The sequence below is a fragment of the Klebsiella planticola genome (assembly GCF_000783935.2).
GTDB classification, from domain to species: Bacteria; Pseudomonadota; Gammaproteobacteria; order Enterobacterales; family Enterobacteriaceae; genus Klebsiella; species Klebsiella planticola.
This window is the reverse complement of the sequence record NZ_CP026047.1, coordinates 5,345,674-5,369,458: the sequence shown is the minus strand read 5'-3', so window position 1 is coordinate 5,369,458 and position 23,785 is coordinate 5,345,674. Positions and strand designations below refer to the sequence as shown.

Sequence of the window (23,785 nt, the reverse complement as noted above, 5' to 3'; positions counted from 1 at the left end):
TGAATGTATAACGTCTTCATTGAGAATAAATATCCGCTGAAGGGGGGATACTATAATTTGCGATACTGAATGGGGCCTTTCGACGCCTGCCAGAAATTGTTCCAGTCGACTACCGGCGTATTGACGATATTTTCCTGATACCACTTCTGCGCATCGTCTTTGGTTATCATGATCGTCGGGCCATAAAATTCGCGATGCTCATGCGGTTCGGCGGAAGGTTTGAAGCTGCCGATAGCCGCATGGTGCGCCAGGGATAGCGCGATGCCGCCAGCCCAGTAGGGGTCAGTGCTGACGGTGCAGAGTATTTCACCGCTGATGCACAGCTTAACGGCATCCGGGGTACCGTCGTAGGAGACGATCGGAATCTGCCCTGCGAGGCCTTCAGCGCGCAGCGCCTCAATAATGCCGAGAGTCATGCTGTCGTTGGAGGAGAAAATGCCTTTGATATCATCCCCGAAGCGGGTGAGCATCGTCGACATCATGTCGTTGGCTTTTGAAGTACTCCAGTCCGCATCCTGCCAGTCCAGCAGTTTGATATCCGGATTCTCCTTCAGCTTGTGCATCAACCCCGCTTTGCGTTCAATCGCCGGGACGTTAGAGGCGATGCCGCCCAGCCCGACAATCCCGCCTTTTTTGCCCATCGCGTCAAACAGCAGCTGCGCGCACTGTTGCGCCGGTTCGAAATCAGACCAGCTGATATGGGCGACGTAGTTGTCGCCAAAATCCCACGGATGCAGATCCTCGGTTTTGTTCCAGATGGTGGTAATAAACGCCCCGCGTTGCTGACAGGCGGTCACCACCGCCCGGGCGTTAGGGGCATCGTTCGGATCGCAGCCGATCGCCAGTTTCCCTTCAGTTTTCGAGAGCAGGGCTTTGATATCAGAGAGCACCTTCTCGTTATTACCGCCGTTAATCAGACTCACCATCGGCGAGTTTTGACTCTTCGCATAAGATTGCCCGCCGGCGGCAATCGCGTTCCAGTAGGAGTTATCAGGATCGCGGTAGCCCCAGGCCAGAGTGAAATTCCCCCCTTCGGCAGCCATGGCTTTCGAGAGTGGGCTGATAAGCGGGAGCGCAGCCATGCCGCCGATGCCAAGGGCGCTTTTCAGCAGGAATTCACGTCGGCTAATCACGCTTTTTTCAACGAATTTTTTAATAAATGACATAGCGATATTTCCTGTCTTTTCGGTTCACATGGAGAATCGTTTCTGGTGATAAAACACGTAACATGTAAATAACTAATTACTTACAAGTTGAGGATATATCATCCACGAAAGTAATTGGCAATGAAGGGGAAGGTAGGTCGTTTGCCTGGCGTTTTTATCTGGCAGGAAATTATCTAATTATTTGTTTTTAATGATTATTTATGAATGCGTTATTGGCAAATGCGTCAGTGCCCGTGAGCCGGTCTTTTGCCAGAGAATGAATATTATCTATATGATTTATATTGATTTTGTTGCTCTGTCTCTGCGGGCGGTGTTTTGCTTGCGTTTGGGAGATCAGTCACAAAGATTTTGTTGGCGATCAGCCCCTCAACTCCGGTGTCTACCTGGATCGCATATTTGATATTTGTAAGTAACTATTTATTTACAAGTGGCGAGAGGCGTCGCTATGATTTCGGCGTATGCTCAACCAACAATGGGACGAAAAAATGACGGTTAAAACACGACAGGTTGCGTTTATCACCGGCGGGGCTCGCGGCATTGGTTTTGAGATTGCTGCGAAGCTGGCGCAGGCCGGTTTTGATATTGCGCTGAATGATTATCAGGATTCCGCCACGCTACAGGCATCGGTCGCGCGACTAGAAGGGTGGGGGGTGAAAGCGGTCGCGATCCCCGGGGATGTGGCGGATATCAGCCTGCACGACAGGATGCTGGCGCGGGCGGAAAATGCGCTCGGGCCGTTGACGACGTTCGTGAATAACGCCGGTGTCTCGGTGACCAGCCGCGGCGATCTCCTCGACGTGACGCCGGAAAGCTACGATCGCTGCCAGGCGATTAACGCCCGCGCTACGTTCTTCCTCTGTCAGGCATTTGCCAGACGCCTGCTCGCCCGCACCTGCTTGCCAGAACTGCACTACAGCCTGATCGTGGTCTCTTCTTCGAATGCCTCCGCGGCCTCTATCAATCGTGGAGAGTATTGCGTGTCGAAAGCCGGGGCTGCGATGGTGGCGAAATTGTTTGCCGCGCGTCTCGCGCAGGCCGGAGTGCAGGTTTTTGATATCCAGCCGGGGCTGATTGTCACCGAAATGACCCAGCCTTCGCTGGCCATGTATCAACAGCGCGTCGATGAAGGCTTAACCCTGTTGCCGGAGCTGGGGACTCCCGCGCAGATAGGCACCATCGTGACCACCCTCGCCAGCGGGGGAATGCCCTATTTAACCGGTCAGGTGATTAGCGCCGATGGCGGCATGCTGGTTCCCCGTTTCTGATTTAAGCAGGTAAATGCGATGAAAATAATTATTGCCCCGGACTCCTTCAAGGAGAGCCTCTCCGCCAGCGCGGTGGCGGATGCTATCGAACGGGGTCTGCGCAGAGCGCTGCCTGATGCGCAATATGTAAAACTGCCGATCGCCGATGGCGGCGAAGGCACGGTTGACGCGCTGATTAATGCCACCGCCGGACAGCTGATTTTCGTACCGGTCACCGGGCCGATGGGGAGGCCGGTGAACGGTTTTTTTGGCCTGCTGGGGGATGGGAAAACGGCGGTCATTGAAGTGGCCGCCGCCTGCGGTTTGCAGTGGGTGGCACCGCAAGACCGGGACCCGCTAATCGCGACCAGCTATGGGGTCGGAGAGCTCATTAAGGCGGCGTTGGACCGAGGCGTCGACAAAATTATTATTGGTCTGGGGGGCAGCGCCACCAATGAGGGCGGGATTGGCATGCTGCAGGCGCTGGGCTGTCGCTGTACCACCGCCAGCGGAGACGAAGTCTCGTGGGGCGCTGCGGGACTCGATGAACTGACTGAGATTGAGTGCGCCGGTCTCGATCCGCGATTAGCCGGGGTAACGCTTCAGCTGGCCTGCGATGTGAACAATACGCTGCTCGGCGAGCAGGGCGCTACTGCGGTTTTTGGTCCGCAAAAAGGGGTGACCGCGCACACGGCGCTGAGGATTGAAAACAACCTCGCCCGGGTCGCCCGCGTTCTCAGCGCCCGCTCCGGAACGGATATCGCCAGCCTCAAGGGCGGCGGTGCGGCCGGCGGCATGGGCGCCACGCTGCAGGGGATACTGGGTGCTGAAATGTCCAGCGGCATCGATCTTGTGCTTAACACGCTGAATTTTGATGAGCAGGTGCGCGAGGCCGATCTGGTGATTACCGGCGAAGGGCGGCTTGACGCCCAGACCAGCAGCGGTAAGGGGCCTGCCGGGGTGATCGGCCGTGCGCATGCCCACGGTTGCCCAAGTATTGCGCTGGCCGGGTCGCTCGGCAGTGGTTATGAAGCGCTGTACGCTATCGGACTCAATTCGGCGTTTTCGCTGGTTCCCGGCATTATTTCCTACGAGCGCGCGCTGCGCGAAGCCGCTGCTCTGCTGGAGTCGACGGCGTTCAATATTGCCTCGCTATGGCATCTGGCGGCGAGCCAATCGGGTTGTCACCTGCGTCCTCCGTTGAGGGAAAAAACATGAATATTCTTTATCGGCCTGAATTTATCCGCGGTTTTGGCACCTATAAACTGCGCGCAGAGAGATTAATGACGGCCCTCGAACAGGCGCTGAGCGTGGGCTATCGGGCGATTGATACCGCGCAGATGTACGAAAATGAACGGGAGATTGGGCAAGTCCTGCGTCATCATCCCGTCGCTCGCAGCGAACTTTGTATTACCACCAAAGTGCTGCCGGCGAATTACCCCGCCGACCGGTTTATGGCTTCGGTGGCGCAAAGCCTGGCGGCATTGAATGTTGAACAGGTGGATGTGTTGTTGCTGCATAGTCCGCCAAAGCAGGACTTCAGCGCCACGTTGCGTTTGCTGGAACAGGCGCAGCGGCAGGGGCTGACGCAATGTATCGGCTTAAGTAATTTCTCTCCCCAGCAGATGGTCAGGGCACGTGAAGTTATTGCCACGCCGCTGGTTGTCAATCAGGTGGAGTTCCATCCGCTGCTGGATCAAAGCGACTTATTGCTGGCCGCGGTCGCTACGCAAATCCCGCTCTCCTCATACTGTTCAATAGCCCGGGGGGAAGTGCTTAAATACGGGCTTATTCACCGTCTGGCGGAATATTATGCCCGTACGCCGGCGCAAATTATTTTGCGCTGGATTTTACAGTCGGGCGTGCAGTCAAATACCATGTCCTCCGATCCGCAGAGAATTGCTGAGAACTTCGCGATCCTCGATTTCACCCTCTCCCATATCCACATGCAGCAGATAGCCGAATTAAAAAGTGCCAACTATCGCGTTGTAACCTTGTAAGCCGGGTTACAACGCGCTATCTGACGGGGAAGGCGAGTAGCGCCTTCCCCGTTATTGTTTATTTGGACCATGTGACCGTGTCAGCGTCCGGCCGGCGGCTAAGACGTGAAATCGAGTTATTCCCCCACAGTTCCTGATAACGCAGACCGGTAATCTCCTCGAGAATACGCTGGTTTTGCGGGTTTGCGGGGGCGAATGGCCCGCCGGCGAGGCGCATTCTGTCGCACTCCTCGCGCAGTACCGCATGCGTTTTGATATTCAGCGTAAAGCGACGTGACGCCAGGTAACCGGCAATCAGTAGCAGCGTGGTGCCGAGACTGAGTACGGCCAGGATAACGTAATGCACCGACTCCGGCTGCTGCGGCTGCCCGGGATTAAAATGCGCCAGCTGCAGCAGAACGCCGACGAGCATCACCGCTATTGCCTGCGATGCCTTACGCGTCATGGTCATGACGCCGGCGAAAATACCTTCGCGCCGCAGACCGGTGATCGCCTCGTCGACGTCGGCCATATAGGTGTAGGTATTCCACGGGATATAGTTAATGCCGCCGCGACCGAAGCCCGCCACCGCCGAGACCAGCATCAATACGGCAAGATGGGTAAAATCCCCGAGCCATAAAAAACCGTAGGTCAGGCAGGCAAGCGCAAAAAAGACCACCGCCAGACGATAGGCCGGGGCTGGCCCCCAGTGAATACACAGTGGGATCATGCAGAGCACGGCGATCAGCTGCATGATGGACATGATGCCGAGTAATTCGGAGGAGACGGTGGCGGTCTGGAACAGGACATATATGACGTAGTAGGTGAAAACGGCATTAAATACGTCCTGGGCGATAAACCCGCCGAGGTACATCCCAAGATGGGTGCGGAAGGCCTTAACTTTCAGGGTGGAGAGCGCGTCGCTGAAAAAACGCTTGAGTAAAGATCCGGACGCGGCAGGCGGCGCCTGGTGGTCAACGCTGCGCTCTCGTTCCCACGTATTGCAATACACCAGGGTCAGGGCGATGGCGCAGAGGATGGCAATCACCAGTCCGGCATAAAAGAAGGCGTGGGGGTTATCTTTTCCATACCAGCTAAAAAACAGGGCCGGCAGGTAGGCCGTGATGATGTACGACAGCTGGGCAAAAGAGATTCTCGCCCCTGAGAAGCGGGTCTTCTTTTTGAAGTCATCGGTCATTTCCGGAACCAGGGTTTCATACGGCACCAGAACCATGCTGTAGACCAGTTCGAAGACAAGATAGGTCAACAGGTAATAGAGGTAACCCATATCGCTGACCCAGATAAAACAGTAGGAAAAGACGGCGGGGATACCTGACAAAATAAAGAATTTGCGGCGACCAAACTTTTTCCCCAGAAAAGTGTGGCCGAAGTTGTCGGTAATATAGCCCATTAATGGACTGGCGATGGCATCGAAGACGCGCGCAATGGCGAAAATGGATGCGGCTTCAACCGCGCTCAGGTGACAGAAGTTGGTATAAAAGAACAGCAGCCAGGCACCGGTGAGTGCCGTCGTTCCCATACCAAAAAAATCCCCTGAGCCGTAGCTGAGATAGTGTTTTAACGTGATTGTTCTTGCCATGATATACGCCTGTTATCTGAGTAACGAGTTCGCAGTACCATAGTTCACTGATATTCAAAAGTAACCAACTTGTTAGTTACTTTTGATCGTGGATCACATTTCATTAACCACCAGTCACGCCGTTACCGGCAGCAGGGGAACGCGGAAAAAGCAGCGGCCTACGCCTGATGGGCGCGGCGCACATCCCGGGTCAATCGGGTGCTTAACCAGTACAGCGGAAGCTGAGCTATCGTCGCCAGGAGTACTCCGGCTAAGGGCGTCATCGCCATCAGCCCCTTCGCCACGATAGCGCTGCCCAGCGTTTCACCGAGGGTTATCCCCAAATTAAACGCCGCAATATTTAAGGCCGAAGCAAAATCGACGGCTTTTGGCGTCCAGCGTTCAGCGGTGCTCAGCATGCCGGCCTGAAAAGCCGGCGACATTCCGAACGCCAGCACTCCCCACAGGAATAACAGGACCATCATCGGCAGGCGCCAGGGTAACGCCACGGCCAGTAACATGAGGGTGACTGCCAGCAGCAATAGCATCCGGCGTAATGCGGGTGTCCAGCCCTGGGTCACCGTCAATTTGCCGCCGAGTTGATTCCCGATGAGCGTGGCGATGCCAAAAATAATCAGCAGCAAACTCGCGGTTTGCGATGAAAAGCCGCTGATGTCGGTCAGGATCGGCGTAATAAACGTGAACGCGGCAAAGCTGGCGCCAAAGCCGGTGATGGTTATCGCCATCATAGCCAGAATTTCCGGCCGCAGTAACGCCGCGAGTTGGGTGACGGTTTTACCCGCCTCAGGCACGGCCAGCCGGGGTACCCAGATTGCCGTGGCGACCCACGCCATCACGGCCAGCCCGGCGACAGCGTAAAACGGCAGCCGCCACCCGACGCTGTTACCGATCAGGCTGCCTAGCGGCACGCCGATCACCATGGCTAACGTCAGGCCGGAAAACATCAGGGCAATCGCGCGTCCGCCTTGCCCCGGTGGCGCGAGGCGGCTGGCCACGGTCGCGCCGATGGCAAAGAAACTGCCGTGCGCCACCGCAGTGATGGCCCGGCCTGCCAGCAGCAGCGGGTAGCTGTCCGCCAGCGAGGAGAGGATATTACCGGCCAGGAACAGCGTTATCAGGCTCAACAGCACCGTTTTGCGCGCTAACCGCGCCAGACCCAGCACCGCCAGCGGCGTGCCAATCGCCAGCGCGAGCGCATAGAGTCCGACCAGTTTACCCGCCGCGGCCAAAGAGACGTGAAGATCTCGCGCGATGGCCGGAAGAACCCCGACAACAATGAACTCCGCTACGCCAATGGCAAAAGAGGTCACCGCCAGGGCCCAAATCCCCGGATGTATTGGCGTTTTCTGACTCATCGTTCACCTGCAGCGGCCTGGGCGATAGACTGATCCTGTTCAACCGTGGCGCCAGCGACACCGACGGCGCCCAGGATGTCGCCATTCGTATCATGTAATACCACACCGCCGCCAAAGCTGATTAATCCGCCGTTGGTGTGTTCCAGACTGTAGATGGCCCCGCCGGGCTGGGCGTGTTCGCCAAGGTCAATGCTGTCGACGCCGAACAAGGCGGCGGTTCGCGCTTTCTTGATCGACACGTCAATGGTTCCGGCAACCGCCCCGTCCATACGCAGGAACTGACGCAGCAGGCCTGAATCGTCGACGACGCAAATTGAAACCGAAAAACCTCGCTCACGGGCCAGGGTTGAGGCGCGTAAAATAACATCCCGGGAAAGTTGCTCTAATTTCATTTTCAAAACTCCTCGTTTTAACAGGTGTTTTGATGATTCCAGAACTACCGGGGTGAAGAAACAGGGGCGGGAGATATCCGCTTATTGTTTGATAATGTCAAACTTTCCACCGCATCAATTGTGTGACGAGATGGCTGATTCGCTCTGCGTTCAGGCGCTGAGAGGGGCCGGAAATACCCAGCGCGGCGACAATTTTCCCGTGTTGACGTAGCGGTAGCGCCAGGCAGTGCAATCCGCATTCGGCTTCTTCGAGATCAATGGCATAGCCCTGACGGATAATCGCCTGCAGCTCCTTTTCCAGCTCTGCGGACAACACGCCCGCCCGGCGCAGGCTGCGAATAATTTCCGCTTTATCCGCGAGGAGCACCTTGCCGATGGCTGAGGTGGTCATGCCTTCTCTGCGACCACGCGCGCTGAATACCGGTAGAGGGCCGTTAGCATCGATGGCGTCCAGGTAGAGGTATTCGCGCGTTCCGCACGGCACCGCCAGATAACACTCCTCGCCGCTGATCTCCGCCGCGTATTGTAGCAAGGGGGCGAAAAAGGATTTCACATCCTGATCGGCATCAATCAGCGTCTGAGCAATGGTTCTTAAGCGTAGACCCAGCGAGTAGCGGGTGCCGTTACGGGTGATATACCCCATTGCTGCTAAAGTGTTCAGCAACCCGTATATCGTGCTTTTATGCAGTTCCGACCGGCGGGCCAGATCGACTAATCGGGCATCGCCACCCAGCTCAGCGATGATCTCAAGGAGATTCATCGCCCGTTCTACGGACTGAATTTTACGACTTTCATCGATCATCGATGTTTCTCACTGTTGCCGCTCCCGACGCTCAAAGGCGGGGGAGATAATGGGCCGCATAATGAATAAAAAAGACCGGCGATACAATACGTCGTGTCGAGTGCCACGCGCGCCTGTGCCGTCATTTTTTGTCTAATTGAAAATGATATTGCTAACCATTATCATTATGGCGCTATGTGAATAAGGCTTATCCGCCAGAGTGATACGGGAAAAACAGGTGAAGAGAGAGTATCAACAGGGGAAGGATCATCCGTCCCGAAACAGAGTTCAGCGCATCTCGGCGTTTTGCATGCTCTCCTGTATGGCGCTGCTGTACGCCGGAAAAAGCGCGGCGAAACCGGATATGAAGCCGCTGGGGCCGAATATTGCCGATCGCGGGTCTGCGGTTTATCACTTCAGCGTGCATCAGTTTGACTCTGCGGATGGCAAAAGACACTACCGGGTCTGGACCGGCGTACCGGACAGATCGCCGCCGCCATCGGGCTATCCGGTGCTGTATATGCTGGATGGTAATGCGTTGATGGACCGTTTGTCGGAAGATCTACTGAAACAACTGACCCAAAAAACGCCGCCGGTGATCGTGGCGATTGGCTACCAGACGCCGCTGCCCTTCGACACCCACGCCAGAGCCTACGACTATACGCCCGTGGCGCAGCAGCAGCGCGGGGCCGTTGCCGTCGGACATTATGCGCGCGAGGGGGGCGGCAGCGCGACGTTCCGCCAGCTGCTGGAAGGGCGCATCGCGCCAACGGTCGAAAAAAACATTAACATCGACCCCGATAAACGGGGCATCTGGGGACACTCCTTCGGCGGGCTGTTCGTGCTGGACAGCTGGTTAACCTCCTCTTTTTTCCACTTTTATTACGCGGCCAGCCCTTCGCTGGGTAGAGACAATTTCGTCCTGCTGGAAAGAATGACATCGCTTAATCAACAGGGGGGCTGTCACAAGCAGCTCTATCTGATGGAGGGCGACGATCCGTCGGGAAGAAGCGCCGCCGCCGGCGCGACCGAGGTGCTGAGCAGGGTGCGCAAGACGGTATCCGTCCTGAGCGCTAACGGGCTGGCCGCGACCTACTGGCATTATCCTGGGCTCACGCACGGACCGATGTTTAATGCCTCCTTCCAGAGCGCTTTACTGCATCTCGCTGCGGCCGGTGAGCGCAGCGAAAAGAGGTGCGACATACACGGCTGACTCCGCGAGGCATCCATTCTGGCGCGTTGTCGGGGAGCGGGCGGCGGAGCGCTATTTCAGCCGCGCCGCCGAAGGTAGTTTGTACCCGTGGGGAGATTTCTCTGCCGATGGCAGGAGCGGCTGGTTTGTTGACAGTAGAAAAGCAAACCGGGCTTTTCCAGGTATGACTCCGGCTCTTCTGACCTGGGAAACATGTCGTGTTTTAAGTGATGCCTGTCAGGCAATATGACCCCTTCATCGCTATTTCAGCACATCTTCGACGACATCCGCTTATTGACTAAACATGCTTTCCGGGCAGCCATAATCGGGTGACGAATCTGTAGCCTTTGCTTCGTGTAGTCTGTTCGATACCTTACTATTTTCTTATCCCGCCACCTGAAGTTCCTATGAAATACCGCCCGCTGGCTCTGCTATAACTGCACCACCACTGATTGCGCATTTGACTCCCCATGTTTGCCGATATGGCGGGTAAAGTCTCAACGCCCCGGGAAGCGCTTTCACCTGACCTGTTGAATTCATGCCGTATCAGGATTCGTAAGGATGTACGAAAGCAAAAAGCCCGCTTAAGTTTCCTTAAGCGGGCTTTTTAAATATGGCTCCTCTGACTGGACTCGAACCAGTGACATACGGATTAACAGTCCGCCGTTCTACCGACTGAACTACAGAGGAATCGTTGTGGAGTCGTATCTTAGCGGCGAAAAAAATTTTGTCAAACATCAATTTGCCCGCAAAGGTTCAACTGCCGCTTCCATCAACAATTTGTTGCTATTACCGACAATTAATAAGGAAAAATGTTTTGCAGGAACCATCATTCTCTATCATTATTTGAAATGTAGTTTCAACTTTTCTCACTAAGGTCTCCTTTGAACGTCACCTCCGCAGTAAGCCAGGTCCTCGGACGCACTTCCTGGTTCAAAAAGCGTAAAAGTTATCGTGTACTTTACTGGCGTGAAATCAGCCCGCTTGCGGTGCCGATTTTCCTCGAAAACACCTGCGTTTTGCTGATGGGCGTACTGAGTACGTTCCTCGTCAGCTGGCTGGGAAAAGAGGCAATGGCCGGGGTGGGGCTGGCCGACAGTTTTAATATGGTGATTATGTCGTTCTTCGCCGCCATTGATCTCGGTACGACCGTGGTGGTCGCCTTTAGCCTCGGCAAACGCGACCGGCGGCGGGCGAGGGCGGCGGCAAGACAATCGCTGGCGATTATGACGCTGTTCTCTGTTCTGCTGGCGGTCGCGATCCATGCATTTGGCAGCGAGATCATTAATTTTGTTGCCGGTGATGCCTCGGCGCAAGTGAAGGCCATGGCGCTGACCTATCTGGAGCTGACGGTATTGAGCTACCCGGCGGCGGCCATTGCGCTGATTGGCAGCGGCGCATTGCGCGGGGCGGGGAACACCAAAATCCCTCTGTTGATCAATGGCGGGATGAATATCCTCAACATTATTATCAGCAGCATCCTGATCTACGGCATTTTTTCCTGGCCGGGCCTCGGGTTTGTCGGTGCCGGTCTCGGGCTCACCATCGCCCGCTATATTGGTGCCGTGGCGATAGTCTGGGTGCTGGCAATTGGTTTTAACCCGGCGCTGCGTATCTCGCTGAAGAGCTACTTCCAGCCGTTCAACCTGGCGATTATCTGGGAAGTGATGGGCATTGGCATCCCGGCGAGCATCGAGTCGGTGTTGTTCAACGGCGGTAAACTGCTGACGCAGATGTTTGTTGCCGGGATGGGGACCAACGTTATCGCCGGCAACTTTATTGCTTTTTCCGTCGCCGCGTTGATTAACCTGCCGGGGAACGCGCTGGGTTCCGCGTCGACGATTATTACCGGTAAACGGTTGGGGAAAGGGCAAATCGGGCAGGCAGAGCGCCAGGCGTGGCACGTCTTTTGGTTATCCACCATCGTTCTGACGGTGATTGCGTGGGGGACGGCGCCGTTTGCCAATCTTATCGCCTCTTTCTACACCAGCGAAGAAGATGTCAAAGTGGTGGTCAAAGAGCTACTGTGGCTCAACGCCTTCTTTATGCCTATCTGGGCCACGTCGTGGATCCTGCCCTGTGCCTTTAAAGGCGCGCGCGATGTGCGCTACACCATGTGGGTATCGATGCTGGGAATGTGGGGCTGCCGTGTGGTGGCGGGTTACACCCTGGGCATTGTGCTGGGAATGGGGGTGATTGGCGTCTGGCTGGGAATGGTGCTCGACTGGGCGGTGCGTGGCGTGCTGTTCTATTGTCGAATGGTCAGCGGGCGCTGGCTATGGAAATATCCGCGCAGCAAGATTCAAGTCGACGAAACATAACCTTTTTTCGGGCGAAACGGTACTTTTTGCCCAAAGTGGAGAATAAATCGGCAAACGATTTAAATTGTGAAAACAGCCTTTGACAAGGCCAGGCGACGCCGTTAATATTCGCCCCGTTCACACGATTCCTCTGTAGTTCAGTCGGTAGAACGGCGGACTGTTAATCCGTATGTCACTGGTTCGAGTCCAGTCAGAGGAGCCATATTTAAGAAGCCCGCTTAAGGAAACTTAAGCGGGCTTTTTGCTTTTCTGACGCTGTCCCAGATAGCCAACCAGAATCCCGCGTCGCCCATACCCACGCGACGGCAGGCCCCAGAGGCTGTAACCCGGGTTCAGGCAGCTATCGGGCTTTCGTCCGTTGGCTTCGCCATTCCCGGCAGATCTGTTCCAGACCCTCGCGGTACGTTGTGACGGTGAAATCCGGGAAGCGATGCTTAAATTTTGCCGACTCGAACAGATTGTCATACTCATAACGCGGCAGCAGTTCCCGCAGCTCGCGGACCCTCTGCACGAAAAGTCCCGCGGCGATCAGGATCTGCTTTTTGAGAACGGAATACTCCGCCTCTCTGCCGAAAATCTCACCAGCCAGGGTGACAAACTGGCGATAAGTGAGGCGATCGTCGTCGCACGGCAGGTGCCAGCTTTGACCGAAAGCGTCCGGCGTGTTGCCGAGGAGCGCGAGGGCGCGGCTGGCGTCAGGTGTCCAGATGAGCGTACGCAGCTTATCGTCACGTACCGGTACGCGTGGCCGTTCGCCTGTTTTCAGTCTGTCGATGATCAGGGCGTTGGTAAAACTCTGCGTCTTTCCCGGTCCATAAAACTCTGGCGCGCGCCCGATAATGACCGGAATGGCTCCGCGTTCCATCTCCTCCAGCACCCTGCTTGTCATCTGCGCACGCACTTTTCCTTTCCGCCCTCGGGGGGCGAAGCGCGTTTCTTCCGTCTGCGGATCGCCGTTCTGTGGGTACATATAGGTATTGTCAAAATAGACAAACCTGGCGCCCGCCGCGCGAGTTGCATCGAGCGCATTCTTCAGCATTGTTGGGAACTGTTGCTCCCAAAGGGCCGAGTTCGTCGGTAGCCCCGCGGCAAAATAGACAATACTGCTGCCCTTGACCGCTTCTCGCGTTTGTTCCGCATCAAGTAGATTTGCCGCGACGGTAACATCGCTGGCGTTTACCTTTCGGGGACTGCGGCTGACCAGTCGCAGGTCATCGGTATATGAGCGTTTCAACTCACGGGCAAGTTCCTGGGCAATCTGGCCGCTGGCTCCCAGAATGGTTTGCATATCAGTTCCTCATTTCAATTGGCATGCTGTACGGTATGTCGCGCCGGTTCAGTCAGCCATCAAAGGCATAATCTGATCCTGAACCCGGTCCACATACAGATTCGGCAGCATGCCTCTGTTGACCATTTAACGAGTATAAGTTTAAAGTTAACTTTAAGGTCAAGAGGGGGAAGGTATGAGAATCGGTGAGCTGGCAAAAGTGACGGGGATAACCCCCTCGCGGATTCGCTTTTACGAAAGCGAAGGGCTGATTACGCCACCTCCGCGCCAGGGAAATGGCTACCGAAATTATTCTGCCGATGTGGCCGATCTGCTGAAGATTATCGATCGTGCGCAGCGTGCGGGGTTTTCTCTGGAGCAAATTCGCCGCTTTTTACCGCAACGGCAGAAAAGGTGGGATCACGAGGCGCTGATACAGTCGCTACAGGGGCGTATAGCGGAGATTGATCTGATGCAAAAGCAGCTTGCGCAAAGTAAGGCAGAACTGCTGAATCTGATCGCCAGCATCGCCGAGCGGCCCGATGGGATCTCATGTGAGGAGAATATGCAGCGGCTGACAGGGCAACTGCTGGATCCTGGGCGGCTAGAAGAGAGTGTCGACACCTGCCCCCAAAGTGACCAGCCGGAGTAAAACGATTTCCGCTCAGCGGGAAGCTAAGCGTTCTTCTTGCCTGCTGGCGGATGACACCTCTGCATTAAGTCACGACGCCTGTGCTTTTTTGTGCTCCAGTATTTTATCCACCCCTTCGATGAAACCGTCTCCCCCGGGACCCACGCTTATCCACGCAGGCAGCGTCGGGATGGCCGCCAGGTGATGTCGCAGGGTACTCATACCAAGGGTATGCCTGAATCCGGCAAACATCGGGGCGTCATTTTCAGAATCTCCGCTATAAAAGACGCTCTCCTGTCCGGCCCGTTCATCCAGATGGTAAAAGGTCCTGAGGACGTGACGGCTCATGCTTAACTTATCGTATTCCCCGGACCAGGCCAGCACCCATAAGTTATTCACCGTGGTCTTTAACCCGGCCTCGTGCAACGACTCACGCAGCGTGTCAATGTGCGCGCTATGCGCGGGCAGGTTAAAGGCCAGGCTGGAGAGGCGGAAAGGCTGGTCTGCCGCAAGGGTTGCCCATTGGTATTGTCCGGCGATTTTCCGCGCAATCGCGGTGAGTGTTTTGTGCACGTCGGCCTGCTTGTCCGCATGCCAAAAATGGCGGTTTATCCCGTGGCCATCGGCGGCACGCTGAAAGAAAAAGCCGCCATTCTCACCGATGACGCCATCGACAGGCCACATTCTGACCATCTGATCGCACCATCCTGCCGGGGCGCCGGTGACGGGGATAACCCGAATACCGGCAGATTGCAGCCGCTCTAATGCCCCATAGGTGGCGGCGGAAAGCCGTCCGTTAAAGGTGAGCGTTTCATCCATATCGGTCAGAACATATTTTACCGAGGAGAAGAGTCCCTGTGATGCCAGCGTAAGTGGTCGCATATCCACTCCCAATACAAAGAAACGATGTTATCGCGCTTTGGCGCGCAGGCGTTATAACGGAAGGCAATGAGTTATACCGTGGCTGAAGTCCGGTGCTGAGGGGAAAGCCCGCCTGTGGGCGGGCTGACGGTGGTCGGTCGTGAGATCGGTTTGTCGCTTTCTCTTTGTCCGTCGTCGCGTCGGGAAAAGAGGGGAGAAGGTTAGCGGAACGGCGGCTCGTTGAAGGTACGCAGTTTGCGCGAATGCATGTGGTCACCCTCCGCACGCAGCAGATCAATAGCTTTAATGCCTATCTGCAGATGCTCGGAGATCGCCCCTTCATAAAAGCGGTTGGCCTGGCCCGGCAGCTTAATTTCGCCGTGCAGCGGTTTATCGGAGACGCAGAGCAGCGTGCCGTACGGGACGCGGAAGCGGTAGCCCTGGGCGGCAATAGTGGCGCTCTCCATGTCGATGGCCACGGCGCGGCTGAGGTTGAAGCGTAGCGCTGAGGCGGAATAGCGCAGCTCCCAGTTGCGGTCATCCGTGGTGACCACCGTGCCGGTACGCAGCCGCTGTTTAACCTCTTCGCCAGGCATGCCGCTGATTTGCTTGGTGGCGTCGTACAGCGCGCGCTGTACTTCGGCAATGCTGGGAATCGGGATATCCGGCGGCAACACCGCATCCAGAACGTGGTCATCACGCAGGTAGGCGTGGGCCAGCACGTAGTCGCCGATGGTCTGGCTTTCACGCAGACCGCCGCAGTGGCCAATCATCAGCCAGACGTCAGGGCGCAGCACCGCCAGATGATCGCAGATGTTCTTGGCGTTCGCCGGGCCGACGCCAATATTAATTAGCGTAATACCCTGGCCATCTTTGGTGATCAGATGCCAGGCGGGCATCTGATGCTTTTTCCACGCCAGATCGGAAATGGCCTGCTCTGGCGCCTCCGTATCGGCTGTTATCCAGATCCCACCGGCGCAAGAGAGCGCGATATAGGGGCTGTCAGGATCGAGAATCTGGCTACACCCCCAGCTCACGAACTCATCAACGTAACGGGTATAGTTGGTAAACAGAACGTACGGCTGAAAATGATCGACCGGTGTCCCGGTATAGTGCCGCAGGCGCGCGAGTGAGAAATCGACGCGGCGGGCGTCAAAATGGGAAAGCGGGTGGTGTTCGGTGGGATGGAACAGCCCGTCGGCGGTTTCATCGCCAATTTGCGATAGTTCGGTGGTCGGGAAATGGCGGGTCAGCCCCGCGCTCATCGAGCGATCGAGCGTTAAGGCAGAGCCGTCGATGACATACGGATAAGGAATTTCATGCTGCGATAACCCGACGCTGATATGCGCACCGTAATCCTGATACAACGACGTGAGCTGCTCCAGCAGGTAGGCGCGAAACAGCTTAGGATTGGTAATGGTGGTGGTGTAGCAACCGGCATGGGTGAAGCGGCCCCAGGCCCGGGTTTTTAGCGCTTTATGGTCAGCGCCGTCCCATGAAACGGACAGCTGCGGATAGACAAACAAGCCGTTAGCACGCGCGTCGTCATCCGGGAGAATGCTGTGGTTGATATATTCGCCGATGGCTTTACGTAATGCATTGACCGAACGCTCATACTGCAGTTCAAGCTGATTCAGTGCTTGTTCCGGGGTCAGACTGGCGGCCTTGTGGTTCATCTTTGCTCCTTTTTTCAGGTCTGCTGACATGCTTGATAGTATGTCACAGACGGAAAAGAGCGAAGGGGAATTTCAGTCGCTCGGCGGTGAAAGTGATTGAATTAAATATTGTTGCTGAAGGGCCGGTCGCTGATTTATTAATCAGATTTGGCGATTTCCGCCCAGCGTTCGCTGCTGAAGTGCGTGGCTTTTATCACTTTTAATGTCAGCGCAGGATTGTCATTGAGGCAATACAGGGCATTTGCCAGCGGCGTGAGTTTATCTCCGCACTGTAAAGCGCATTGCCGGGTGGTGATTTCGGCAATAACCATTAAATGTGCGCTTTGTAATACTGCGCAATAATCTTGCGTTTGCTTAGATGATTGTACTTTTTTTACCCACCACTCCATAAGACATTCCCTGTTCAGCGTTATTTCAGGCGATAATTGCCCGTTACCTTTTTTCTTACAATAAGAATAGCCTAATGGTTTAGGATGCGTTTAATCTGAAAAGATTCAGAATATCGTCACGTGCATAATGGTCCGAATAAGAATACCGATGATAGCGCCAGGGGCGGCAAAGCGGAACAGCCGAACAAAGCGCGAGCTCACGCCAAGGAATATACCAATGCCGGGCAGATCGAAGGTCTGGATGAAGAGTCCGGCGGAGGCGTTGAGTTGGCTGATGGTGACTTTGCCTTGCTGCACCAGTTCAGAGACCACGCCAAAATAGGCCGTACCACCTGCGATACATTTGACCAGCGCAGGAAGGACAAAATTGACTGGAATATGCAGCCACTGTAGCAGCGGCATCAGCAGATGCTGGAGCATGTCGATGATGCCGGCCGCCTGCATCACCCCGACGATGGTTAATGACAGGATCAGCATCGGCACCGCGCCGAGCGCAAGACGAATGGCATCCGATCCCGCATTGTTAATGACCGCAATCACGCCCTGGCTGTTTTGTTCGGCGTTGGGTAACACCTCCGCCCGGGCATTCTCTATCACTGACAGACGGCGTCCGATGACGTGCCAGGTGACCGCCCCCGCGCACAGACCGCCGATAATCGAAATGCAAATCGAGGCCATCCAGTGCAGTCCGAAAGGGGTGAGAGGGTAAAAGACGTTGCCCTGACCCATGGCAAAGACCATGGCGAGCGTTGCGGCCATCTGGCGATCTGAGACGCCACGCTTATCCATAATGGCCAGCGTCGCCAACGGTGCGGCGAAACTGACGAAGTTAATCTGAATCAACGCGAATGCGCTCATCCCGCCAAGGCCAAAAGGTTTGAGCAGCGGCGCGACCCAGCGGACGATAACGTCCAGTACCCCGCGGACTTCCAGATATTTCATGATCATCAGCATGACGACCATAATGGGTAATAGCGTATAAAGCGCGACATCAACGGAGGATTTTCCCGCCGACATAATAATGCCGATAAGATCCATTTAACTCTCAAGCACCGAATAGCGAAATGATAATAGCCATCATCATAATCCTCGTCAGACGGAAATGATACGCCTTAATGGTAGCGCTCGCGCCGCACCGGGCTATTATTGTGGTGTAAATAAGAAAATCATATTTCGGGGATTATTATTAAAATAAAACTTATGTTTGCCCCGGGCATTATTCGATGAACGCTGCGGCTTATCCGTGGAAGGGATGAAAAATGGACAGGTCTGTCGAGCGCGGGTCCGCGGATAGTCCCTGCTCGGGATAAAAAGCGCGAGGGGCCGCCAGGAGACTCGTTCCCGGCATATTGTCGTTCGGAGCGCGACGAGTCACGGAGGAGGGCTGAGATTGAGTGGGCTCAGATCTCTCCGGTTACAGCGTGCGATAAGCAAAGTGTCAGTATTCCTGCAAAGCGAATCCTTTGATCTTCCGAGCTGTTGTTGACGTCCCCTGCGAAGATCGCCCGGCGTAAAGTCCGATTCACCAAACACCGGAAGATTGCCATGCTGTCGTTCGGCGAAGAGAGGATCGCTGAGGGCTCAGGTATCAAAAAGATGAAGGATCTTGAGGACAAAATTGTCATCTGAAGCCGCTCCGTTACGCTTGATTAAAGCACACCTCCCTTAGCTAACTTTTTAAAAAACTTAGCTGATATTGTCATTTGCCAGTCAGAGGGCTGTCCTTGCAGAATTGGTTCTAAGGCAGGTCAGACGTAACTTTACTTTAAGTATGAAATGAAAACGGTACGGGCCTTGTCTCTTTAGCCGCGATATTTAAGCGGTTTTTCGCCAGGATTTTGCAACCACGAATAGGTCTCGCCATGAAGTTATTCCAATTATTACTCCCGGCGCTGATTGCCGGAAATTTATCTACCGTTTGGGCTGCTGAGCAAAATGTACCCTCTTATTCGACTTTTCAGGTGAGTGTGGATGAAACCCTGAAAAGCAAACTGCCGGATGACATTATTCAACGTGGGTATATCGTGGCGGGGACGAATCCCAATACGCCGCCGACCACCTTTTTTCAGGAAGACAATAAAACGCTGGCCGGCCGCGAGATCGATCTGATGAATGCCGTCGCCGCCCGACTTGGCGTGGTTGTTCACTGGCAGGATACCGGCGGTTTCGACAATATTATCCCCGGCCTCAAATCTGGCCGCTATGACGTAGCGCTGTCTAACATCAACGCCACCAGAAAGCGCCTTGAGCAGGTTGATTTTGTCAGCTATTACGACGCTTCGCGCCTTGGCGTCATCTCGCGGAAAGATGCCAGTATCGCACCGTTTACCTCCTTTGATGCAGTCTGCGGCGCGGAGATCGGCGCCGGCGCCGGCACCACGCAAATCGCCCGGCTTGAAGCGGCCAGCAAAGCCTGTACGGATGTCGACAAAAAACCGATTAAAATCGCGGTCTTCCCGGATCGGCCTTCGGGAGTCCAGGCGGTGGTCAGCGGCCGGGTGCCGATGTTCTTTGGTCCGTATGAGGGGCTAACCTGGCAGGTCAACCGGATAAAAACGCTGGCGTTGAGTGGAACCATTCACGTTGATGATGCGCCGGTTTCCGTCGCGCTGCAGAAACAGTCGCCGCTGGAAGAGGCTATTCAGGCTTCGATCAATTCGCTGATCAACGATGGAACGTATCAGAAGATCCTCGACAAATGGTCAATTGGTTTCGGTGCCGTCAAAGAGTCAAAACGTAACGAAGAGATTTTCGGATGAGCAGCGATACCCACCGCGGTCAGCAGCCCGAAGAGCTGCGGATCGTCAGTAAAAGATATATCGGGCGCTGGATCAGTGCCCTGATCGTGATGCTGGCGCTGTTTGCTATCGCGAACTCTATGCTGCACAACCCGCGCTTTGAATGGGCGATCATCGCCGAAAACTTTACCGGACCGTCAATACTGCAGGGCGTACTGATGACCCTGCAGCTTACGGCCATCTCGGTGATCTGCGGTTTTGCCGGCGGCACCGTGCTGGCGCTCATGCGTCTCTCCTCCAATCCGGTTCTGGTGGCCGTCAGTTGGGGATACACCTGGTTTTTCCGCGGCGTACCGATGCTGGTTCAGCTGTTCCTCTGGTACAACATCGCTGCGCTGTATCCCACCATCTCGCTCTCGCTGCCGTGGGTAGGGGAAATCTGGAGCGCGTCGGCCAATTCGCTCATCAGCCCGTTTAGCGCGGCGGTGATTGCGCTGGTGATGCACCAGTCGGCGTATGCGGCGGAAATTATCCGCGCCGGTATCCAGAGCGTCGGCGCAGGCCAGGTTGAGGCTGCGCGGGCGCTCGGCTACCGTCCGGCGCAGATCTTCCGCCACACCGTGCTGCCGCAGGCGATGCGCGCGATCCTGCCACCGGCCGGCAATGAGGTGATTGGTCAGTTGAAAACCACGGCGGTGGTGTCGGTGATCTCCCTGCAGGATGTGCTGTTTTCTGCGCAGATTATCTATCAGCGGACCTATGAGGTGATTCCGCTGCTGCTGGTCGCCACGCTGTGGTATCTGTTGCTAACCTCGCTGCTTTCGGTGCTGCAGTATTACGTCGAACGCTATTTCAGCCGTAGCAGCCACCGTAAGGCAAAACGCAAATCCCGACCGCACACCGTCGCTGTCAGGCTTAATCCAGGAGAAGCCAGCCATGGGTGAGGCGATTCAATTTCGTAAAGTGACCAAACGTTTTGCGGGAAATACCGTTCTTGATGACATTAATCTCGATATTCCGGCCGGTTCAGTGACCGTGATCCTCGGGCCTTCCGGTTCGGGCAAATCTACTTTGCTGCGCTGCATCAACCATCTGGAAAAACTGGACGGTGGCACAATCCGCATCGGTGGTGAACTGGTGGGCTACCAGCAAAAAGGCAATGCGCTGTATGAGTTGAGCAGCCGGAAAATTGCTGAACAGCGTAGTCGCACCGGCATGGTATTCCAGCAATTTAATCTGTTTCCGCACCGCACCGTACTGCAGAACATTATCGATGCGCCGCTGCGGGTGAAGGGACAACAACGTCAACAGGTGCTGAGCAAGGCCCGCACGCTGCTGCGGCAGGTCGGACTGGCCAACCGCGAGGATGACTGGCCACAGCAGCTCTCCGGCGGGCAGCAGCAGCGCGTGGCGATTGCCAGGGCGCTGGCGATGGATCCAGAAGTGATGCTGTTTGATGAACCCACCTCCGCGCTGGACCCGGAGCTGGTGGGGGAAGTTCTGCAGGTGATTAAAAAGCTGGCCCATTCCGGGATAACAATGGTCATCGTCACCCACGAAATAGGTTTTGCCCGTGAAGTCGCCGACAACATCGTCTTTATGGAGGGCGGTAAAATCGTCGCTTCAGGGCCGAGTAAAACGGTGCTGGATAATGCCGAAAACGTCCGTGTCCGGGAGTTCCTGTCTACCGTTCTGTAAAAAGTAAATCAGTCAGCCGTGGCAGACTGTCACGGCTTTCCAGCCGGCTCAGCGCCACCACTTCTTCTCGCTGAGTATCCGTCGCGTGCGACAGGCAAGTGTCTACTTTACCCGCTAAATCGAAAGGAATAGCCAGGCTTTGCTGGCGGGTAAAGCGTTTTTGTAGCGTCTCACCGGTGCGCAGAAATATCGTCACCTGATGAAAACGATTCGCGGGATTCAGCTCGTCTGACGGGGCGGTGAGGTCGGGACGGCGGGCGACGGTCTGCGCCAGCGCAGCAATTTCCTCATCCAGCGCGCCTTGCGAAAAATCGGCCAGCAGCAGTGTCTCCCGCAGCAGGCTGGCGGCAATCACATATTCCAGACTGAAGCGGGCTTCGATGCCGTTGGTCGGTTGGCGCACTGAGGCCGCAATATCACCGCCGGGTGGGAAAGAGACTTCGACCCTTTCCAGCTCTTGTTGCAGCCCCGCGATGTTTTTTCCCCGCTGCAACCACGCCTGGCGAATAGCGCGCGCGGCATCGGCGGCGCCGTGCGTTCCGCCGCAGGTCGGCCAGGGTTTGAATTCCAGCCCCGGGTGAACAATGCGCCACGGCGCCCCCCAGCCGGCAGTCAGTTTTTCCGCCTGCTGCGCACCGGCGCAGCAGGCGGTGAGAAATGCGTCCAGTACCTTATCTGCCTGGCCGTGAAATCCCGACAGCGCCAGCAATGTGGCACTGACCGCGGCCTGCGCTGCCAGTCCGGCGTGGAGCGGTTTGGCCTCGCTGCCAAACTGCGCCCGTAGCCCCGAGGCCTGGGTGGCGGCAATCCCCAGAATGACGGCGGTATCCCGTGCACCAGCCCCGACAAATCGCGCGCAGGCCGCCGCTGCGGCGATGGTGCCGAGCGTCGCGGTGCTATGAAAGCCGAGGGTGTAATGCCGGGGCCCGGCAGCGAGCCCGAGGCGCCCGGCGGCTTCCACCCCGATGACATAAGCATCGAGAAACCGGTCGCCGTCGATATCCGCGCGTTCAGCCGCCAGCGCCAGCAGCGCTGGCAGAATAACGGTAGAGGGATGGCCGCGAAAATCGGCATGAAAATCATCGAAATCCAGCGTGTGTCCGGCATAGCCGAGCCGCAGCGCGCGACTCTGCGCATCATTCGCCCGGTAAACCTGGCGCAAACTTTTCAGTCCGGAATCATCAATATCTCCGCGCGTTACCGGTAGCGTAACGGCGAGAAAATCCAGTAATCCCGCCCGGGCCTTTTCGCGCGCGTCGGCAGAAGGCAATGTATCGACAATCAGGGCAGCCAGCGCCTGAGTTAAGCTCATAGTCTATTTTCCTGTGTCCTGCTGGCGGAGTGCCTCCAGCGCCTGAACGCCAAGCCGGGCAAGATAGTTAGCGGTCGGGAACAGCGCGCGATCGTCGACGCGGAACTCGGGATGATGCAGGGCGAAAGGACCGCCGGAGCCAACCATGATGAATGCGCCGGGGAGTTTCTGCTGGTAAAAGGCGAAGTCCTCGCCAATCGGGCTGGCTTCGACGCGCCGTGCCTCGAATCCGGATGCCTCGCCCTGGGCGAGGGCGAAATCCACCCATCTGGCGGTATTGACCACCGAAGGTGGACCGGGCTGCCAGTCGAGCTCGATTTGCGCATCGAAGGCATCCGCGATACCCCGCAGCAGCTGGCGGAAACGGCGTTCGATCAGTTCGCGGGTGGTCTGGTTAAAGGTGCGTACCGTTCCTTCCAGCCAGGCGCTGTCGGGGATCACGTTCCAGGTACTGCCGCTGTGCACCTGGGTGATGGAGACTACGGCGTTATGGTCAGAGGGCACATTGCGGGCGATCAGCGTCTGCAACGCGCTGATAACCTGTCCGACGATGATAATCGGATCGTTACCTTCATGCGGCCGGGCGGCGTGGCTGCCGGTACCGGAGAGGGTGATGGCGAAACGATCCACGCCGGCGGTCAGGGCGCCGTCCTTACTGCCGATCGTGCCGACGGGAAGCGACGGATCGTTATGGATGCCGAAAATCACGGCGGCATCGTCCAGCGCACCGGTGGCGATCAGCGCCGGCGCACCGTGGCCGGTCTCTTCCGCGGCCTGAAACAAGATACGTACGGTGCCGGTAAGCGTCGCTTCCTGCGCTTTAAGTAAAATTGCCGCGCCTAACGCCGCCGAGGTATGGAAATCATGGCCGCAGGCGTGCATCACCCCAGGGGTGAGCGAGGCGTAATCCACTGCGGATTTTTCTTCAATCGGCAGGGCATCGATGTCGGCGCGCAGCGCGACCACGGCGCCGGGTCGGTGGCCGCCGATTTCGGCGACCAGACCGGTTTTCAGCGGCAGGTCGAGGATGCGAATCTGCCGCTGTTCCAGCGCGGCTTTGATGTCCTCCGTGGTCTGAAACTCCTGATTGGAGAGCTCCGGATGGCGATGCAGATGGTGGCGAAAATCCTGCAGGAAGGTTGCCAGAGGCTGATGTTCCTGGGGGATAGTAAGATCGGGCATG

The 23,785-nt window shown here is 56.2% G+C and carries 22 protein-coding genes and 2 tRNA genes; 11 read left to right on the top strand and 13 right to left on the bottom strand.

Features of this window, described 5'->3' with window-relative positions:
• Positions 1-50 precede the first annotated feature (50 nt).
• Entirely contained in the window at positions 51-1,166 is a 1,116-nt protein-coding gene (locus MC50_RS25870; protein WP_032686830.1) for a sugar ABC transporter substrate-binding protein, read from the bottom strand.
• Positions 1,167-1,651: 485 nt separating this feature from the next.
• Between MC50_RS25870 and MC50_RS25865 the strand changes: the two genes are divergently transcribed.
• From MC50_RS25865 to MC50_RS25855, 3 genes are read left to right on the top strand one after another with little or no spacing between them, the layout of a single operon-like run.
• Positions 1,652-2,431, top strand: a complete 780-nt coding sequence (locus MC50_RS25865; protein WP_032687312.1) for a 3-ketoacyl-ACP reductase — start codon at positions 1,652-1,654, stop codon at positions 2,429-2,431.
• Between the two features lie 18 nt (positions 2,432-2,449).
• Positions 2,450-3,628, top strand: a complete 1,179-nt coding sequence (locus MC50_RS25860; protein ID WP_032686831.1) for a glycerate kinase — start codon at positions 2,450-2,452, stop codon at positions 3,626-3,628.
• A complete protein-coding gene (locus MC50_RS25855; protein ID WP_047665280.1) occupies positions 3,625-4,410 on the top strand; it encodes an aldo/keto reductase in 786 nt (261 codons plus the stop codon). The genes MC50_RS25860 and MC50_RS25855 overlap by 4 nt, the downstream gene beginning before the upstream one ends.
• A gap of 58 nt (positions 4,411-4,468) precedes the next feature.
• Here the strand turns inward: MC50_RS25855 and MC50_RS25850 are convergent, their stop codons facing one another.
• From MC50_RS25850 to MC50_RS25835, 4 genes are all read right to left on the bottom strand, one after another.
• Complete coding sequence (locus tag MC50_RS25850) at positions 4,469-5,989, bottom strand: MFS transporter (protein WP_032686833.1); 1,521 nt, start codon at positions 5,987-5,989, stop codon at positions 4,469-4,471.
• A gap of 158 nt (positions 5,990-6,147) precedes the next feature.
• The gene (locus tag MC50_RS25845; RefSeq protein WP_032695350.1) at positions 6,148-7,344 is read right to left on the bottom strand and encodes an MFS transporter; all 1,197 of its coding nucleotides are present in this window, start codon (positions 7,342-7,344) and stop codon (positions 6,148-6,150) included.
• Complete coding sequence (locus MC50_RS25840) at positions 7,341-7,736, bottom strand: GlcG/HbpS family heme-binding protein (RefSeq protein ID WP_032686835.1); 396 nt, start codon at positions 7,734-7,736, stop codon at positions 7,341-7,343. The genes MC50_RS25845 and MC50_RS25840 overlap by 4 nt, the downstream gene beginning before the upstream one ends.
• 97 nt (positions 7,737-7,833) lie before the next feature.
• Entirely contained in the window at positions 7,834-8,538 is a 705-nt protein-coding gene (locus tag MC50_RS25835) for an IclR family transcriptional regulator (RefSeq protein ID WP_047665278.1), read from the bottom strand.
• Between the two features lie 289 nt (positions 8,539-8,827).
• Here MC50_RS25835 and MC50_RS25830 point away from each other — a divergent pair, with 289 nt between their 5' ends.
• Positions 8,828-9,730: an alpha/beta hydrolase gene (locus tag MC50_RS25830; protein ID WP_052135813.1), complete on the top strand. Its 903-nt coding sequence runs from the start codon at positions 8,828-8,830 to the stop codon at positions 9,728-9,730.
• 593 nt (positions 9,731-10,323) lie between these two features.
• On the opposite strand, the gene MC50_RS25825 is transcribed toward MC50_RS25830, so the two are convergent.
• Positions 10,324-10,399 (bottom strand) — tRNA-Asn (locus MC50_RS25825).
• A gap of 6 nt (positions 10,400-10,405) precedes the next feature.
• On the opposite strand from MC50_RS25825, the gene MC50_RS29310 reads away from it, so the two are divergent.
• From MC50_RS29310 to MC50_RS25815, 3 genes are all read left to right on the top strand, one after another.
• A complete protein-coding gene (locus MC50_RS29310) occupies positions 10,406-10,585 on the top strand; it encodes a DUF5951 family protein (protein ID WP_219637347.1) in 180 nt (59 codons plus the stop codon).
• Between the two features lie 8 nt (positions 10,586-10,593).
• On the top strand, positions 10,594-12,030 hold the full coding sequence (locus MC50_RS25820) for an EmmdR/YeeO family multidrug/toxin efflux MATE transporter (RefSeq protein ID WP_032686851.1): 1,437 nt from the start codon (positions 10,594-10,596) through the stop codon (positions 12,028-12,030).
• Positions 12,031-12,156: 126 nt separating this feature from the next.
• A tRNA-Asn gene (locus MC50_RS25815) sits at positions 12,157-12,232 on the top strand.
• Between the two features lie 138 nt (positions 12,233-12,370).
• On the opposite strand, the gene MC50_RS25810 is transcribed toward MC50_RS25815, so the two are convergent.
• Positions 12,371-13,318: an NAD-dependent epimerase/dehydratase family protein gene (locus MC50_RS25810; RefSeq protein ID WP_102990880.1), complete on the bottom strand. Its 948-nt coding sequence runs from the start codon at positions 13,316-13,318 to the stop codon at positions 12,371-12,373.
• Positions 13,319-13,493: 175 nt separating this feature from the next.
• On the opposite strand from MC50_RS25810, the gene MC50_RS25805 reads away from it, so the two are divergent.
• A complete protein-coding gene (locus MC50_RS25805) occupies positions 13,494-13,949 on the top strand; it encodes a MerR family transcriptional regulator (RefSeq protein WP_032699241.1) in 456 nt (151 codons plus the stop codon).
• A gap of 69 nt (positions 13,950-14,018) precedes the next feature.
• Here MC50_RS25805 and MC50_RS25800 read toward each other — a convergent pair whose 3' ends face one another.
• The 4 genes from MC50_RS25800 to MC50_RS25785 all read right to left on the bottom strand — a co-directional run bounded on the left by MC50_RS25800 (position 14,019) and on the right by MC50_RS25785 (position 17,892).
• A complete protein-coding gene (locus tag MC50_RS25800; protein ID WP_032686854.1) occupies positions 14,019-14,810 on the bottom strand; it encodes an HAD-IIB family hydrolase in 792 nt (263 codons plus the stop codon).
• 200 nt (positions 14,811-15,010) lie between these two features.
• Positions 15,011-16,465: an AMP nucleosidase gene (locus tag MC50_RS25795; protein ID WP_032686855.1), complete on the bottom strand. Its 1,455-nt coding sequence runs from the start codon at positions 16,463-16,465 to the stop codon at positions 15,011-15,013.
• 137 nt (positions 16,466-16,602) lie between these two features.
• Positions 16,603-16,854, bottom strand: coding sequence for a histidine kinase (locus MC50_RS25790; protein WP_032695336.1), 252 nt, complete (start codon positions 16,852-16,854; stop codon positions 16,603-16,605).
• A gap of 105 nt (positions 16,855-16,959) precedes the next feature.
• On the bottom strand, positions 16,960-17,892 hold the full coding sequence (locus MC50_RS25785; RefSeq protein ID WP_032686857.1) for a nucleoside recognition domain-containing protein: 933 nt from the start codon (positions 17,890-17,892) through the stop codon (positions 16,960-16,962).
• A gap of 824 nt (positions 17,893-18,716) precedes the next feature.
• On the opposite strand from MC50_RS25785, the gene MC50_RS25780 reads away from it, so the two are divergent.
• Genes MC50_RS25780 through MC50_RS25770 form a run of 3 tightly spaced genes read left to right on the top strand, consistent with a single transcriptional unit; the run spans position 18,717 to position 21,290 of the window.
• Entirely contained in the window at positions 18,717-19,613 is an 897-nt protein-coding gene (locus MC50_RS25780) for an ABC transporter substrate-binding protein (RefSeq protein ID WP_046852116.1), read from the top strand.
• Positions 19,610-20,536, top strand: coding sequence for an amino acid ABC transporter permease (locus MC50_RS25775; protein WP_032695334.1), 927 nt, complete (start codon positions 19,610-19,612; stop codon positions 20,534-20,536). The genes MC50_RS25780 and MC50_RS25775 overlap by 4 nt, the downstream gene beginning before the upstream one ends.
• Entirely contained in the window at positions 20,529-21,290 is a 762-nt protein-coding gene (locus tag MC50_RS25770; RefSeq protein ID WP_032695333.1) for an amino acid ABC transporter ATP-binding protein, read from the top strand. The genes MC50_RS25775 and MC50_RS25770 overlap by 8 nt, the downstream gene beginning before the upstream one ends.
• Here MC50_RS25770 and MC50_RS25765 read toward each other — a convergent pair.
• Together MC50_RS25765 and MC50_RS25760 are read right to left on the bottom strand one after the other, a co-directional pair.
• The gene (locus MC50_RS25765; protein ID WP_047665273.1) at positions 21,277-22,602 is read right to left on the bottom strand and encodes an MmgE/PrpD family protein; all 1,326 of its coding nucleotides are present in this window, start codon (positions 22,600-22,602) and stop codon (positions 21,277-21,279) included. The genes MC50_RS25770 and MC50_RS25765 overlap by 14 nt on opposite strands.
• 3 nt (positions 22,603-22,605) lie before the next feature.
• Positions 22,606-23,784, bottom strand: coding sequence for an amidohydrolase (locus MC50_RS25760; protein ID WP_046852118.1), 1,179 nt, complete (start codon positions 23,782-23,784; stop codon positions 22,606-22,608).
• Between the last annotated feature and the right edge of the window lies 1 nt (position 23,785).

What these genes read in the sequence shown, in the direction of transcription:
- MC50_RS25840 (WP_032686835.1), bottom strand. Translation starts at nt 7,736, where the DNA reads ATGAAATTAGAGCAACTTTCCCGGGATGTTATTTTACGCGCCTCAACC.
- MC50_RS25795 (WP_032686855.1), bottom strand. Translation starts at nt 16,465, where the DNA reads ATGAACCACAAGGCCGCCAGTCTGACCCCGGAACAAGCACTGAATCAG.
- MC50_RS25780 (WP_046852116.1), top strand. Translation starts at nt 18,717, where the DNA reads ATGAAGTTATTCCAATTATTACTCCCGGCGCTGATTGCCGGAAATTTA.
- MC50_RS25775 (WP_032695334.1), top strand. Translation starts at nt 19,610, where the DNA reads ATGAGCAGCGATACCCACCGCGGTCAGCAGCCCGAAGAGCTGCGGATC.
- MC50_RS25850 (WP_032686833.1), bottom strand. Translation starts at nt 5,989, where the DNA reads ATGGCAAGAACAATCACGTTAAAACACTATCTCAGCTACGGCTCAGGG.
- MC50_RS25835 (WP_047665278.1), bottom strand. Translation starts at nt 8,538, where the DNA reads ATGATCGATGAAAGTCGTAAAATTCAGTCCGTAGAACGGGCGATGAAT.
- MC50_RS25800 (WP_032686854.1), bottom strand. Translation starts at nt 14,810, where the DNA reads ATGCGACCACTTACGCTGGCATCACAGGGACTCTTCTCCTCGGTAAAA.
- MC50_RS25805 (WP_032699241.1), top strand. Translation starts at nt 13,494, where the DNA reads ATGAGAATCGGTGAGCTGGCAAAAGTGACGGGGATAACCCCCTCGCGG.
- MC50_RS25790 (WP_032695336.1), bottom strand. Translation starts at nt 16,854, where the DNA reads ATGGAGTGGTGGGTAAAAAAAGTACAATCATCTAAGCAAACGCAAGAT.
- MC50_RS25785 (WP_032686857.1), bottom strand. Translation starts at nt 17,892, where the DNA reads ATGGATCTTATCGGCATTATTATGTCGGCGGGAAAATCCTCCGTTGAT.
- MC50_RS25810 (WP_102990880.1), bottom strand. Translation starts at nt 13,318, where the DNA reads ATGCAAACCATTCTGGGAGCCAGCGGCCAGATTGCCCAGGAACTTGCC.
- MC50_RS25765 (WP_047665273.1), bottom strand. Translation starts at nt 22,602, where the DNA reads ATGAGCTTAACTCAGGCGCTGGCTGCCCTGATTGTCGATACATTGCCT.
- MC50_RS25770 (WP_032695333.1), top strand. Translation starts at nt 20,529, where the DNA reads ATGGGTGAGGCGATTCAATTTCGTAAAGTGACCAAACGTTTTGCGGGA.
- MC50_RS25760 (WP_046852118.1), bottom strand. Translation starts at nt 23,784, where the DNA reads ATGCCCGATCTTACTATCCCCCAGGAACATCAGCCTCTGGCAACCTTC.
- MC50_RS25860 (WP_032686831.1), top strand. Translation starts at nt 2,450, where the DNA reads ATGAAAATAATTATTGCCCCGGACTCCTTCAAGGAGAGCCTCTCCGCC.
- MC50_RS25830 (WP_052135813.1), top strand. Translation starts at nt 8,828, where the DNA reads ATGCTCTCCTGTATGGCGCTGCTGTACGCCGGAAAAAGCGCGGCGAAA.
- MC50_RS25865 (WP_032687312.1), top strand. Translation starts at nt 1,652, where the DNA reads ATGACGGTTAAAACACGACAGGTTGCGTTTATCACCGGCGGGGCTCGC.
- MC50_RS25845 (WP_032695350.1), bottom strand. Translation starts at nt 7,344, where the DNA reads ATGAGTCAGAAAACGCCAATACATCCGGGGATTTGGGCCCTGGCGGTG.
- MC50_RS25855 (WP_047665280.1), top strand. Translation starts at nt 3,625, where the DNA reads ATGAATATTCTTTATCGGCCTGAATTTATCCGCGGTTTTGGCACCTAT.
- MC50_RS25870 (WP_032686830.1), bottom strand. Translation starts at nt 1,166, where the DNA reads ATGTCATTTATTAAAAAATTCGTTGAAAAAAGCGTGATTAGCCGACGT.